Origin of the sequence: Actinoplanes sp. NPDC049599 (assembly GCF_044465625.1) — a bacterium.
Taxonomy (GTDB): Bacteria; Actinomycetota; Actinomycetes; order Mycobacteriales; family Micromonosporaceae; genus Actinoplanes.
Map to the genome: position 1 here is coordinate 289,032 of NZ_JBITLX010000007.1, position 13,231 is coordinate 302,262.

10 protein-coding genes are annotated in these 13,231 nt (G+C 74.5%); 7 read left to right on the forward strand and 3 right to left on the reverse strand.

From position 1 onward, the window contains the following. Positions 1–11 precede the first annotated feature (11 nt). Together ACIBQZ_RS16220 and ACIBQZ_RS16225 are read right to left on the reverse strand one after the other, a co-directional pair. Positions 12–1,070, reverse strand: a complete 1,059-nt coding sequence (locus ACIBQZ_RS16220) for a glycoside hydrolase family 26 protein (RefSeq protein ID WP_396089410.1) — start codon at positions 1,068–1,070, stop codon at positions 12–14. After that, positions 1,067–1,879 carry a polysaccharide deacetylase family protein gene (locus tag ACIBQZ_RS16225; RefSeq protein ID WP_396089411.1) on the reverse strand — a complete coding sequence of 271 codons (813 nt, stop codon included), beginning with the start codon at positions 1,877–1,879 and terminating at the stop codon, positions 1,067–1,069. Before ACIBQZ_RS16225 ends, ACIBQZ_RS16220 begins: the two co-directional genes overlap by 4 nt. A gap of 284 nt (positions 1,880–2,163) precedes the next feature. Here ACIBQZ_RS16225 and ACIBQZ_RS16230 point away from each other — a divergent pair, with 284 nt between their 5' ends. From ACIBQZ_RS16230 to ACIBQZ_RS16250, 5 genes are all read left to right on the forward strand, one after another. Beyond that, a complete protein-coding gene (locus ACIBQZ_RS16230; RefSeq protein ID WP_396089412.1) occupies positions 2,164–2,406 on the forward strand; it encodes a hypothetical protein in 243 nt (80 codons plus the stop codon). Between the two features lie 65 nt (positions 2,407–2,471). Next, positions 2,472–3,122, forward strand: coding sequence for a hypothetical protein (locus ACIBQZ_RS16235; RefSeq protein WP_396089413.1), 651 nt, complete (start codon positions 2,472–2,474; stop codon positions 3,120–3,122). 28 nt (positions 3,123–3,150) lie between these two features. Further along, entirely contained in the window at positions 3,151–3,819 is a 669-nt protein-coding gene (locus ACIBQZ_RS16240) for a nucleoside/nucleotide kinase family protein (protein WP_396089414.1), read from the forward strand. A gap of 24 nt (positions 3,820–3,843) precedes the next feature. Further along, the gene (locus tag ACIBQZ_RS16245) at positions 3,844–5,028 is read left to right on the forward strand and encodes a metallophosphoesterase (RefSeq protein WP_396089415.1); all 1,185 of its coding nucleotides are present in this window, start codon (positions 3,844–3,846) and stop codon (positions 5,026–5,028) included. Between the two features lie 71 nt (positions 5,029–5,099). Beyond that, complete coding sequence (locus ACIBQZ_RS16250; protein WP_396089416.1) at positions 5,100–8,561, forward strand: ATP-binding cassette domain-containing protein; 3,462 nt, start codon at positions 5,100–5,102, stop codon at positions 8,559–8,561. 174 nt (positions 8,562–8,735) lie between these two features. On the opposite strand, the gene ACIBQZ_RS16255 is transcribed toward ACIBQZ_RS16250, so the two are convergent. Next, positions 8,736–9,614, reverse strand: a complete 879-nt coding sequence (locus ACIBQZ_RS16255) for a S1C family serine protease (RefSeq protein WP_396089417.1) — start codon at positions 9,612–9,614, stop codon at positions 8,736–8,738. Between the two features lie 284 nt (positions 9,615–9,898). Here ACIBQZ_RS16255 and ACIBQZ_RS16260 point away from each other — a divergent pair, with 284 nt between their 5' ends. Continuing rightward, positions 9,899–10,576 carry a hypothetical protein gene (locus ACIBQZ_RS16260; RefSeq protein ID WP_396089418.1) on the forward strand — a complete coding sequence of 226 codons (678 nt, stop codon included), beginning with the start codon at positions 9,899–9,901 and terminating at the stop codon, positions 10,574–10,576. A gap of 331 nt (positions 10,577–10,907) precedes the next feature. Continuing rightward, positions 10,908–13,148, forward strand: coding sequence for an MMPL family transporter (locus ACIBQZ_RS16265; protein WP_396089419.1), 2,241 nt, complete (start codon positions 10,908–10,910; stop codon positions 13,146–13,148). Positions 13,149–13,231 lie beyond the last annotated feature (83 nt).

The window sequence follows — 13,231 nt, forward strand, 5'->3', positions numbered from 1 at the left end:
GCGCGCGCTGGCTAGCCGCTGAAGCGCGCGCTCGCCGCCATCGCCTTGTACGCGGCCAGCGCCTCCGCGTCCGTGTCGATGCGCCACTTCTCCGCGTACCCGGGGTGGGTGTCGGTGTCGAACCAGGTGACGCCGCCGATCCCCGGGTGCGCCTCGACCCACTCGGCGAACAGCGTGACCCAGTCGGCCTTGGTCCGCCCGCCCCGGTCCATCGAGCCGACCTCGGTGATCAGGATGGGCTTGCGGGCGGCGTACCCGCGGTAGATCGGGCCGAACAGCGTGTCGGGTGTCTCGCGGTGCAGGTTGTAGCCGGAGACGCCGACCCAGTCGACGTACTCGTCGCCGGGGTACAGGGCCGCGAACGTGTTCCACGGCTCGACCGGGGCGGAGTTCCAGTTCGGGCTCCACACCCACGAGACGTTGGTGGCCTTCTCCCGGGTGAAGATGTCGTGCAGGCGTTGCCAGGCTTTGATGTACGCCTTGTTGTCCCGGTCGTTGCGGGCGGCGCTCCACGCGTACCAGTCGCCGTTCATCTCCCAGCCCCAGCGCAGCAGCACCGGCCGGTCCTGGCGCTTGAGCCGGCGCGCGGCCCGCGCGATGAGCGCGTCGCTCGCGCCGGAGGTGATCTCGCTCAGCGGGCAGCCGCGCCACGACACCATCGGGGTCGCCTTGGCCGGCAGCCCCTCGATCACGCTCGGCAGGGTGTCCTTGAAGTCGTAGAAGACGTGCACGATGCGCTCGTCGCGGCCCAGCTGCCGCTTGCGCAGCGCCAGGCTCTCGGTCAGCGACCGGCCCTCGAGGCCGAGGTAGGCGCCGAGCATGGCGCGGCCCGGCCGGAACGGCACCGGTCCGCCGCCCTTGGTGACGGCCTTCGGCCCGGCGCTCGGGCCGGGCCGCGCCGAGGCGGACGCGGCGGCCCGGCCCGGCGAGCTGGTGGCCTCGGCGGCCGTCTGCTCCGCGGTGAGCGCGCGGACGGCCAGCACGGTGGCGGGCACGGCGGCGAGCGCGGCGAGGCCGCCGACGACGTGCCGGCGGCTCAGCCGGGTGGGGGCGCGGTGGGCTGCCGTCATGTGAGGTTCCGGCCGGCCGCGCGGGCCACCCGCCGCACCGCCCGCCAGCCGGGCTGGGCGAGCTGCTTGAGCCGCGGCACCAGCGGCGAGCCGCCGCCGGCGACCAGCGCCACCAGGTCGGCGCCGGTCATCGTGGGGGTGGGCTGCAACCGGGGTACGGCGAACCGCCGCTCCCCCGGGCGGTGCAGCCGCCGGCCGACCTCGGTGGCGTTGTCGTGCCCGGCGGCGAGCACCGCGGCGCGCACCCGGGCGCCGTTGTAGCCGTGCGGGTAGGCGAAGCTGCGCACCCGGCGCTGCAGCCGCTGCTCCAGCTCGTCCTTGCTGCGCAGGGTCTCCTCGCGCAGCCGGGCGGCGGGCAGCACGTCGAGCGGGTGGTGCAGCAGGCTGTGGTTGCCGATCTCGATGCCGGCGTCGGCGACCTCGCCGAGCTCGTCCCAGGTGAGCAGCCGGCCGAAGTCCGGCGCCCAGCGGCCCAGCCAGCCGGCGGGCGCGCCGAGGTGGCCGACGGAGGCGTACAGGGTGGCGCCGGCGCCGGCCTCGGTGAGCACGGGCACGCCGGCGGTGAGGAAGTCGCGGTAGCCGTCGTCGAAGGTGACCGCGAGCAGCTTGTCGGTGCTGCCGCGCTCCAGCAGGTCCAGCGCGGTGGAGAGGCCGACCAGGCGGTAACCGGCGGCGGTGAGCGCGCCCAGCTGCTCGGCGAGGCGGCTGCGAGGCACGGCGAGATCACTCAGCGGGCCGCCCACGGCCGACACCGAGTGGTACATCAGGGCCGGCATGGACTCCCACGCCGGCGGCGCCGCACCGGTCACCGCTCGTTCCTCCCACCGCCGACTGACATGACCATTATCGGTCGTCATCCCGGCAAGCTTCGTGGTTCGCGGCGGTCCGCACCAGGGCCGGGCGGCGGAACATCGCCGCCGCTCAGGCCACGTGCCCGGCATCGTTCGGAGGACCGCGGCGGGGATATCGGCGGCGGTCACTGCCCCGTGCGCGCCGCCCGCGTGGCCGGGCCCACGCCTCTGCCGAAAGTCATAGCCGTGCTCCGGCTGCGGAGGGAAGCGGGGCCGGCGCCCGGGCGGCCAGGGTGGTCACCATGAAACCGGACCGTGCGCGGCGACTCGCCGAGGCCACCCTGGAGGCCGGGCTCGTGCTCGGCGGTGCCGCGCTCCCCACCGCCTGGCGGGTGCTCGACGGCCCGTTGCTGGCCGTGCTGGCGGGCATGCTGGTGGCTCTCACCGCGGCGACGTACGCCTTGCACGCAGTGACATTCGACTGCTTCCGGCTGACCGGGCACCGCGCCCGCCGGCACTTTTCTTATACCCAGCGTAAGGAGTGAACCGCCGGACATCCTGTTGCGTACCCCCGGATGCACCGTCCTCACGACCCCGGGGAGTGAACAGGATGTTCCGGCTCATCCAACTCCGAGCACAGCACGGCGTACCCCGCATCGGGATCGACCCCGACGGCTACGGCAGCGAGCACGCCGCCCTGATCCGGTACCGGGAGTCACCGCTGGCCTACTTCGGCATCGGCCGCTTCGACGAGGCCGGCCGGCTCACCGAGATCATCATGGATACGGTGTGCAGCCCGGCGGCCGACTGCCCGCGTGCCGCCGTGGTGGTGCACGCCGAGACCTTCCAGCGGCTCTGCGACACCTGCTCCTTCGGGCTCGAGGTGCTCACCCTGCCGGAGCTGGCGCTGCACCTGGGCGTGGTGGTGCGGATGGCGCCGGTGCTGGCCCCGTCCGGTCGCCACGCCGCGCCGGACGAGACCTACTCGGCCAGCAACCGGATCGCCCGGGAGTTCGCGGCGAACGTCGACGACCCGGTCTGGCGGATGGAGCTGTGCGCGGAGCTGTCCCGGACGCCGTCGGCGGTCAACGGGCTGCTCATCGGGGTCGGCGCGCTCAGCCACCGGGACGTGCTGGACCACTATCCGGCGCTGTGCGCGCTCGGCACCCAGCTGCCCGGCGTGATCCACGGCGACCTGGTCCGGGCCACCGCGCGGCCGCTGTCCCCGGCGGGTGTCACGGCGCTGCGGCTCGGGCTGTAGGCGGGGCGGGGGCCGTACCGTACCGGTCATGACCCTCACCTTCGCAGCGCTGGCCGACCGGGCCCGGGCGCTGGTCCCGGCCGGCGGCCGGGCCATCCTGGGGATCGCCGGCGCGCCCGGGGCGGGCAAGACCACGCTCGCCGAGGAACTGGTCGCGGCCCTTGAGCGGCACGGCCCGCCGGGCTGGGTCGCGCACGTGCCGATGGACGGCTTCCACCTGGCCGACGTGGAGCTCGAACGGCTCGGTAACCGCGACCGCAAGGGCGCGCCGGACACCTTCGACGCGCTGGGCTACGCGGCGCTGCTGCGCCGGCTGCGCGAGGACACCGACGAGATGATCTACGCGCCCGGCTTCGAGCGGGTCATCGAGCAGCCGATCGCCGGCGCCATCGGGGTGCCCCGGGCGGCCCGCCTGATCGTCTCGGAGGGCAACTACCTGCTGCTGTCCACCGGCGGCTGGGAGCGGGTCCGGCCGCTGCTCGACGAGGTCTGGTACGCCGACCTGGACCAGCAGTCCCGGCTGCGCCGGCTGATCGACCGGCACATCCGCTTCGGCAAGCCGGAGCCCGCCGCCGTCGGCTGGGCCACCGGCACCGACGAGCGCAACGCCGCGCTGATCGCGGCCACCCGCGACCGGGCCGACCTGCTGGTGCCGACCGCGCTGATCGAGAGCATCGGCGCCGCACCGCCGCGCTGAGCCGGCCGTGGCAGACTTCGGCGTGTGTCCGTAGGAGAAACCGTCGAAGCCGAGCCGCGCCGCCGGCCCGGCCGCGCGCTGCGCTTCGGTTCGATGATCACCACCATCCTGCTGCTGCTGTTCGGGGTGCCCTGGTGGACGCTGGTCTGGTCGGGCAACCGGTGGCCGGGCGCCGTCTTCGCCGCCGGCACCGTGCTGTTCGCCGGCGCGGCGGCGTCCTTCCCGTTCCTGATGTTCCGCGGCCACAGCCGGCACCACAGCGACGCCGCCGCCCGCATCGCGGACACCATGCTCGGCGTGGTCTGGGTGCTGTTCGTCTGGTCGGTGCTCGGCGGTGTGCTGCGCGGTGCGCTCGCCCTCGCGGGCGTCGCCGACCCGCTCCGCTCGCGGACCGTGACCGCGGTGGTGACGGTGATCGCGATCGTCCTGCTCCTCTGGGGGTACGCCGAAGCGATGCGCGTCTCCCGGGTCCGCCGCGTGGACGTGTCCATCCCCCGGCTGGGCGCGGGACTCGACGGCCTCAAGGTCGTGCTGCTGACCGACACCCACTACGGCCCGATCAACCGGGCGCGCTGGTCCCGGGGCGTGGTCGAGGTGGTCAACAGGCTGGAGCCCGACCTGGTCGCGCACACCGGCGACATCGCGGACGGCGAGGTGGCCCAGCGCCGCGAGCAGGCGGCCCCGCTCGGCGACGTCCGGGCCCGGCTCGGCCGGGTCTACGTGACCGGCAACCACGAGTACTTCAGCGGGGCCCAGCGCTGGGTCGAGCACATGGCGGCGCTGGGCTGGGAGGCCCTGCACAACCGCCACCTGGTGGTCACCCGCGACGGCAGCAGCCTGGTGGTGGCCGGCGTCGACGACCGTACGGCGGAGGGCTCGGGCGTGCCGGGCCACCACATGGACCACGGGGCGGCCCTGGCCGGCGCCGACCCGGAGCTGCCGGTGCTGCTGCTGGCCCACCAGCCGCAGCAGGTGACCGGCGCGGTCGCGCACGGCGTGGACCTGCAGATCTCCGGGCACACCCACGGCGGCCAGATGTGGCCGTTCCACTACCTGGTGCGCCTGGACCAGCCCGTGCTCCAGGGCCTGAGCCGGCACGGCGACCGCACCCAGCTGTACACGTCGCGGGGCACGGGCTTCTGGGGGCCGCCGTTCCGCATCTTCGCCCCCAGCGAGATCACCCTGCTCACCCTGCGTGCCGGCGCGTAATTGCGTTGAGCCGCCGGTGCCTCGCACCGCAGGATGGGGTCACCGCCTTTCCCTATCCCTGAGGACTATCGATGCGCCTGCTTCGTGACTTATGGGCTACTTCGCCCCGGCGCACGGGCCTCGTGGCCGTCCTCATCGTGCTCGGCGCCGCCGGCCAGGCCGGCGCTCTCGGTCTCGCCGGCGCGGTGCTGGTCGACCGTTCCGTGTCGTTGTTCGTGTTGCTCGCCGCCGCGCTGGTGGCGTCCGTGCTCAGCGACGTCATCGTCGGGCTGGTGGTCGCCGGGCTGACCGCCGACTGGGCCGCCTCGGTGCGCCGCGGGCTGTGCCGGGTCGCGTTCGGCCAGCAGCTGCCCGCGCTGGAGAACACCCCGGTCGGTGAGCTGCTCGACCGGATCGACAGCGACGTCTACCAGGTCGGCTCCGAGCTGCGCGGCAGCGGCGTGCGGCTGGCCCAGTCGCTGGCCGTGGCGGTGCTCTCCATCGTCACCGCGTTCTTCGCCTGGTGGCCGGCCGGTGTCGGGATGCTGCTCGTCTCGTTCCTGCTGGTGGGCGTGCTGACCAAGCCGATCCAGCGGATCTCGCCGTTGCGGGTGCGCGAGGAGGAGGCCTGGTCCGATCTGGCCGCGGTGATGGAGGAGTCGATCCACGGCCAGGACGACGTGCGCACCAGCCTGGCCGCGCCGTACGTGCGCCGGCTCTACGCCCAGCGCGCCCGCGAGGTGCTGGTCCGCGGCCGCAGGGTCTGGACCACCTCGTCGCGGGTGACCCTGGGCGCCGGCGCCATCACCCGGGTGCTGATCGCGGCGCTCGTCATCGTCGGCGCCTGGGCGCTGACCGCCGGGCACATCGACGGCGCGCGGCTGACCGCCGTGTGGCTGCTGGCGCTCGGCTTCGGCGGCACCCTGGAGCACGTCACCCGGATGGTGCCGGAGCTGCAGAACGCGCTCGGCGCCTGGAGCCGGGTGCAGTCGCTGCGCGCGCTGCCCCAGGAGCCGACCGAGGGGCTGCCCCCGGTCGACGGCGACCTGCTGGTCCGCGGCCTGACCTTCCGGTACGGCACGGCCGACTCCGGGCGCCCGCCGGCGCTGCGCGACATCAACCTGTCGTTCGCACGCGGGCGTTCGTACGCGCTGATCGGGCGCACCGGCTCGGGCAAGTCGACGCTGGCCAAGGTGCTCACCCGGGCCGTGGACGTGCCGCGCGGCACGGTCTTCCTGGGCGGCACCGACCTGGTCGACCTGGACGTCGAGGGCCTGCGCCGGTGGACCGCGATCGTCCCGCAGCGCACCGAGATCCTGGCCGGCACGCTGGCCGAGAACATCGCGCTGTTCGACCCCGAGCTGCTGCCGCAGGCCGCCGACGCGCTGGCGGAGCTGGGCCTGAGCAGCTGGGCCGACGGCCTGCCGGACGGCGTCGACACCCGGCTCGGCGAGGGCGGCTACGTGCTCTCGGCGGGGCAGGAGCAGCTGGTCGCGTTCGCCCGGATCCTGGTCCGCGACCCGCACGTGGTGATCCTCGACGAGGCCACCGCGCGGATGGACCCGGTCACCGAGGCCTGGGTGCAGCGCGCCACCGACCGGCTGCTGAAGGGCCGGATCGGCGTCATCGTCGCGCACCGGCTCTCCTCGGTGCGCCGCTGCGACGAGGTGGTCGTGCTGGCCGACGGCGAGGTGCTGGAGGCCGGCCCGCTGCGGGAGTCGCGGCGCTTCGCCGAGCTGCTCGCCAGCTCCAGCGTCGCGGCGCCGGCCCGCCCGGCCGGCGGGGTCGCCCTGCTGGAACGCGAGCCGGAGGAACCGGTCCGCACCGAGCTGGGCAACCCGCTGCCGATGGCCGACCCGCCGCCGCTGCCGCCGGCGCCGCCCGCGCACACCATGCGGGAGATCGCCCGGCTGGCCACCAACGACGCCCGGTACGGCCTCGCCGCGATCGCCTTCTTCGTGGTCCTGGTGCTGCTCGGCCTGGACGGGGCGATCCTGCCGCTGCTGTGGTCGCAGGTGGTCGACGGGATCGGCGACCCGATGTGGCCGGCGATCGGCATCACCGCGGGGCTCATCGTGGCGATCCCGGCGCTGTACTACACCGGCGCCTGGTTCCCCGAGTGGTGGGTCCGGCAGATGCTGCGGATCAGCATGCGGCTGGTGCACGGCCAGATCGGCCCGCGCCGGGTCAGCAAGTACACCCCGGCGGAGGTGGTGGCGCACGGCGGCGACACCGAACGGGTCGTCATGCTCGCCGACAACCTGATCGACACCACCATCAGCCTGGTGATGATCGTGGCGATGACGGCGGCCTCGCGGTCGCTGGTGCCGGCCGCGTTCTTCACCGGCACGATGGTGATCTCCGGGCTGGCCGCGACGCTGTTCGGCCCGCGGCTGGAACGCGCGGCGCGGCACACGGTCGCGGCCCGGGCGGCGTTCGCGACCGCGCTGGTGTCGTCGCTGTCGGCGGCCCGTACGGTCAAGCTGGCCGGCGCCACCCGGCCGGTGCTGGAGCACCTGGCGGGGCTGGACGCGGCCCGCAGCGACCGGCAGCGCCGGGAGATCGCCATCCAGGTGTGGGCCCGGTCCACCCCGTCGATCGTCAGCGGGCTGCTGCCGATCGCGGCCTGGGCGATGTACCTGGCCGGCGACCTGTCGGCGGCGGCGACGCTGATCGCGGTGGCCACGCTGGGCGCGGCCCGATGGTTCGCCTGGACCACGGCCTCGCTGGTGTCGCACTTCCCGTCGGCGCGGGTGTGGACGCGGCGCACGGTCGCGATGGCCGGGGTGTCGGCGTACTCGTCGGCGGTGCCGGGCGTGGACATCGCGGCGGGCACCGCGGACGCGCCGCCGGTGGCGCCCCGCAACCCGCTGCGCACGCTGGAGCTGTCCGGCTTCAGCGCGGTGCACGAGAACGGCACGGTCGGCGCCCAGGACGTCGACCTGGTGGTCGAGCGCGGCGAGCTGGTGCTGGTCGTCGGCCCGGTCGGCTCGGGCAAGTCGTCGCTGCTGCGGGCGCTGGCCGGGATCGTGCACCACACCGGGACGCTGGCCTGGAACGGCCGGCCGGTGGACGAGCCGGAGGTGTTCCTGCGGCCCAACCAGGTCGGCTACGTGGCCCAGCTGCCCCGGGTGCTGTCCGGCACGGTCGCGGACAACATCCAGCTCGGCCACGAGGTGGACGCCGCCGACGCGGTGTCCACGGCCCAGCTCGACCACGACCTGAAGGCCGCGGGCGGCGGGCTGCAGCTGCTGATCGGCCACAAGGGCACCCGGCTCTCCGGCGGCCAGCTGCAACGGCTGGCGCTGGCCCGGGCGCTGGCGCCGCGCACCGAGCTGCTGATCGCCGACGACGTGTCGTCCGCACTGGACGTCACGACGGAGCTGGAGCTGTGGCGGGCGCTGCGCGAGCACGGCGTCACGGTGGTCGGCTCGACCTCCAAACGGGCCGCGCTGGCCCGCGCCGACCGGGTGGTCGTGCTGGTCGGCGGCCGGGTGGTGGCGCAGGGCACCTGGCTCGACCTGGAGGACCGGTACGGTCACCTGGCCGGCTGAGCGCGTCCGGTGGCGGCGGGGTTCCGCCGCCACCGGACGGCGCGCGTCCTCCAGCGGGCGCCGTGACGCCTGCCGAGCTGGAGACCCGCTGCCGCGCCTACCTGGCCGCCCTCAACAACCGGCGGTTTCCATCGCCGCCCGGCTGCGCTCCTGAGACCGGCCGCCGGCTCCGGGTCAAGCCGCGGCCCGGGCCTGGAGCTGCTGGACCACCGTGGTGACCGTGCCGGCCGGGATGGCGAAGCCGACGCCGACGTTGCCGGTGCTCTGGTCGCTGGCCGTGGCGATCGCGACGTTGATGCCGATGACGTTGCCGGAGGTGTCGACCAGCGCGCCGCCGGAGTTGCCCTCGTTGATCGCCGCGTCGGTCTGCAGCAGGCCGGTCAGCTGCTCGCTGCCGGTGCCGACCTCGCGGTCCAGCGCGGAGACGATGCCGGAGGTCACCGTGCCCTCCAGCCCCAGCGGCGCGCCGAAGGCCAGCACGGTGTCGCCGACCGCGACGCTGTCGTCGGTGCCGAAGGTCGCCGGGGTCAGCCCCGACACCCCGGTCGCCTGCACCAGTGCGAGGTCGTGGGTGCTGTCGGCGGCGACCACCCGGGCCGGCACGGTGCGGCCGTCGGAGAGCCGCACGCTGACCGTGCCCCCGGACGAGATGACGTGGTTGTTGGTCAGGATCAGCCCGTCGGCACCGAGCACCACGCCGGAACCCAGCGCCGAGGAGTTGGCGCTGTCGATCAGCACGGTGACGATGCTCGGCGCCACCTTCGCGGCGACCGGGGCGAGACTGTTGCTGTCGGTCACGGCAACGGCGGTCGCGGTGGTGGCCGTGGTGACGGCGGTGGCCGGGGCTCGGTCGGCGTACTGCTCGGCGACGAACCCGCCGGCCGTACCCCCGGCGGCGATGAGCGCGAGCACGGCGGCACCGCCGGCGACCCGCCGCGGCCAGCGCCGCGCTCCCCCACCCCGGTGGCTGATCACGTGCGGCGGCAACGGCGGCAGCGCCGGCGGCGTGCTGCCGGTGTCGGTGGACGGGGGCCGCGTCAGCAGGTCGGTCATGGCAACTCGCCTCACATCAGTAAGCGTTGATGACACTCACTGTTGCCCGGCAGCTTGTCAGCGACCGGTGAGCGGTCTGTGGGTTCGCTGTACGCCCGCTCACCCGTCCCGGCGGGACCGGCCGGTGCGTTCCAGGTGCCGCCGCGACACCGCCGCCAGGCGTTCCGGCGGCACCGACAGCACGCCAGGACGAGCCCGACGCCCACCCGCAGCGCGATCAGGCGCGGTGGTAACAACGCCCCGCCCGCCCGCCGGGGCTGCCTGCTCTGGCACCATCGGGTGCCATGAGCGACTGGGCGCGGTTCCTGTCCGAGGTCTCCTGGTTCGTCCAGCCCGGCGACCGGGTGTCCGTGGGCGAGCCGCAGCCCTGGGACCGCGGACCGGTCGACGGCCTGCCCGAGCTGTCCACGTTGCTCGCCGCCGCCACCCGCACCCCCCTGTCGGTCGGCGGCGCGGACTACGAGCTGCTGGCCTGGGGTCCCGCCGACGCGCGGCGCGGCTGGCTCTGCCGCCCGCCCGGCGACGGCGGCGACCGGGTGCCGGAACTGCACCGTCGCTTCTGGACGGTGTGCGGCGGCGTCGTGGAACGGTTCCGGGATCCCGGCGGCTGGTGGATGAACCAGAACGAGGTGCTCACGGCCGCCGCGACGCGGGAGAATTTCGGGGAGATGCTCGCCGCCTACTCGTGGATCTGGGAGGACGAGAACCTGCGGGTGCCCATCGATCCCGCGGACTACTACGCCGCCGCGGTGGAGGCCAACGGGAACCTGACGCTGGCGCACCGCGAGGACGGCCGGCTGCTGCTGTTCGCGCCGGACCACGGCTTCGACCGGGTCACGCCGCTGGCCGGGTGCCCGCCGTTCTCGCTGCTGACCTTCGACGACCTGCCGGACCTGGCGGCCTGGATCGAGGTGTGCGCGCGGGCCTGGGCCACCCCTGACGCGCCGGCTCCACCAACCTGACGACGTGGTCCCGCTCGGGGACTGATCATCCCCGGCGACGGATACCCGACACCTCGCCGCCGCGGCCGGCTCGGGCGCGCAGCGCTCGGGGGCCGGGGCAAACCCTGAGACCGACTCGGGGTCATCACCCGCCGATTGCTCCGCCGGGGCGGGCCCCGGCCCCGGGTCGCGCCCGGAACTACCGATTCGCCGGTTTCCCGCTGCGCGTGCCACCCCGGGCCGCGCCCCGCCCCGGGTCCGCGTCCGGCGCGGGTCGGACCCGGATGTTCCCAGGCCCCGCCCTGCCTAGGTTCAGCTTCGACACAGGAATCTGAGCAGGGGGACAGCAGCGATGACAAGACGACCGGTGACGGTGCGGGTGGCCCGGTGGAGTGCCGAGCATCCCTGGCGGGCGGTGGCGCTGTGGGTGGTGTTCGTCGCCGTCTGCTTCGTCGGGGGCAACGCGGCCGGGCTGCAGGAGGCCACGGCGGAGGATCAGGCGGTGGGCGAGTCCGGGCGGGCCGGCGTCATCGTCGAGCAGGGGAAGTTCGCCGACGAGCCGGCCGTCGACAACGTGCTGATCACTTCCCGCTCCGGGCCGCTGGACCGGGCCGCCGCCGGCGCCGCGGCCACCGCCGCGACCACGCAGCTGCGCGGCGTGCCAGGGGTCGCCGAGGTCGGCAAGCCGATCACCGCCACCGACGGGTCGGCGCTGCTGCTGCCGATCACCATGAGCGGCGATCCCGAGACCGCCGCCGACCGGGTGGAGCCGCTGCGGGCGGCGACCGCCGAGGTCCAACAGCAACATCCCGGGGTACGCGTCGAGCAGGTCGGCGGGCCGTCGATCAACAAGGCCCTGGACGACACGCTCGGCGCCGACTTCAAGCGGGCCGAGATCCTCAGCCTGCCGGTGACGCTGGCCATCCTGATCGTCGCGTTCGGCGCGCTGATCGCCGCCGGCATCCCGGTGCTGCTGGCGCTCTCCTCGGTGGCCGCCGCGATCGGCTTGTCCACCCTGGCCTCGCATCTGGTGCCGTCCAACGAGTCCACCTCGAGTGTCATCCTGCTCATCGGCATGGCCGTGGGCATCGACTACTCGCTGTTCTACGTCCGCCGGGAGCGGGAGGAACGCGCCAAGGGCCGGGGCCACGTCGACGCGGTGGAGATCGCCGCGGAGACCTCCGGGCACGCGGTGGTGGTCTCCGGCACCGCGGTCGTGATCGCCATGTCCGGGCTGTTCCTGGCCCAGGACGCCATCTTCTCGTCGCTGGCCGTGGGCTCCATCCTGGTCGTCGCGGTCGCGGTGATCGGCTCGCTGACCGTGCTGCCCGCGCTGCTGGCCAAGCTCGGCCGCTGGGTCGACCGGCCGCGGGTGCCGCTGCTGTGGCGCCTCACCGCCCGCCGCACCGGCCCGGACGGCGTCGCGCGGCCGAGCCGCTTCTGGTCGGCTGTGCTGCGCCCGGCGCTGCGCCGGCCGCTGCCGACCCTGCTGGTCAGCGCCGGCCTGCTGGTCGCGCTGGCGGCGCCCGCGCTGGGCATGCAGCTGAAGTTCCCCGGTACGGAGGACCTGCCGCGCACCACCCCGGCGATGCAGGCGTACGACCGGCTGGCCGCGGCGTACCCGAGCAACGGCACCACCCACATCGTGGCCGTACGGTCCGCCGCCGACCAGGCGCCCGCGGTCAAGGCCGCGCTGACCCGGCTGGCCGCGAGCACCCAGGGCGACCGGTTGTTCGCCGCGCCGGAGCAGACCGGCCCGGACATCAAGGTCTCCCCCGACTCCCGGGTGACGGTGCTGTCGATCGCCACGCCGTTCACCACCCGCAGCGACGAGGCCGTGCAGTCGCTGCACCGGCTGCGCGAGGACCTGGTGCCGGCCGCGCTGGGCGGGCTCGCCGGCGCGTCGTACGCGGTCGGCGGCGGTGTCGCCGAGAGCGAGGACTACGCCGCGCACGTGTGGAAGAAGCTGCCCGTGGTCGTCGGCTTCGTGCTGCTGCTGACGTTCCTGGTGATGGCGTGGACGTTCCGCTCGGTGGTGGTGGCGCTGACCTCGATCGTGCTCAACCTGCTCTCCGCCGGCGCCGCGTACGGGCTGCTGGTGCTGGTCTTCCAGCGGACCTGGGCCGAGGGGCTGCTGGGCTTCACCTCGATGGGCGCGATCGTCACCTGGCTGCCGCTGTTCCTGTTCGTGGTGCTGTTCGGGCTCTCGATGGACTACCACGTCTTCGTGGTGAGCCGGATCCGCGAGGCGGTGCTGCGCGGGGTGCCGAACCGCGAGGCGGTCGCCGAGGGCATCACCGGCTCGGCGGGCGTGGTGACCAGCGCCGCCATCGTGATGGTCGCGGTCTTCTCGATCTTCGCGACGCTGTCCACGATCGACATGAAGCAGCTCGGCGTGGGCCTGGCCGCGGCGATCCTGCTGGACGCGACGGTGATCCGGGCGGTCGTGCTGCCGTCGCTGATGACGCTGCTGGGCCCGGCGAACTGGTGGGCGCCGCGGCTGCTGCGGGGACGCGGGCGGCACGCGGGCGGCTCCCGTACCGGGGAACGGGAGCCGGAGGAGCAGCTGCCGGAGCTGGTCAGCGCGGGCTGACCGGGCACCGCCGGGGGGGGGGGGGGGCGCCCGGGGGGGGGGGGGCGGGCCCCCCCCCCCCCCCCCGCGGGGGGGGGGGGGGG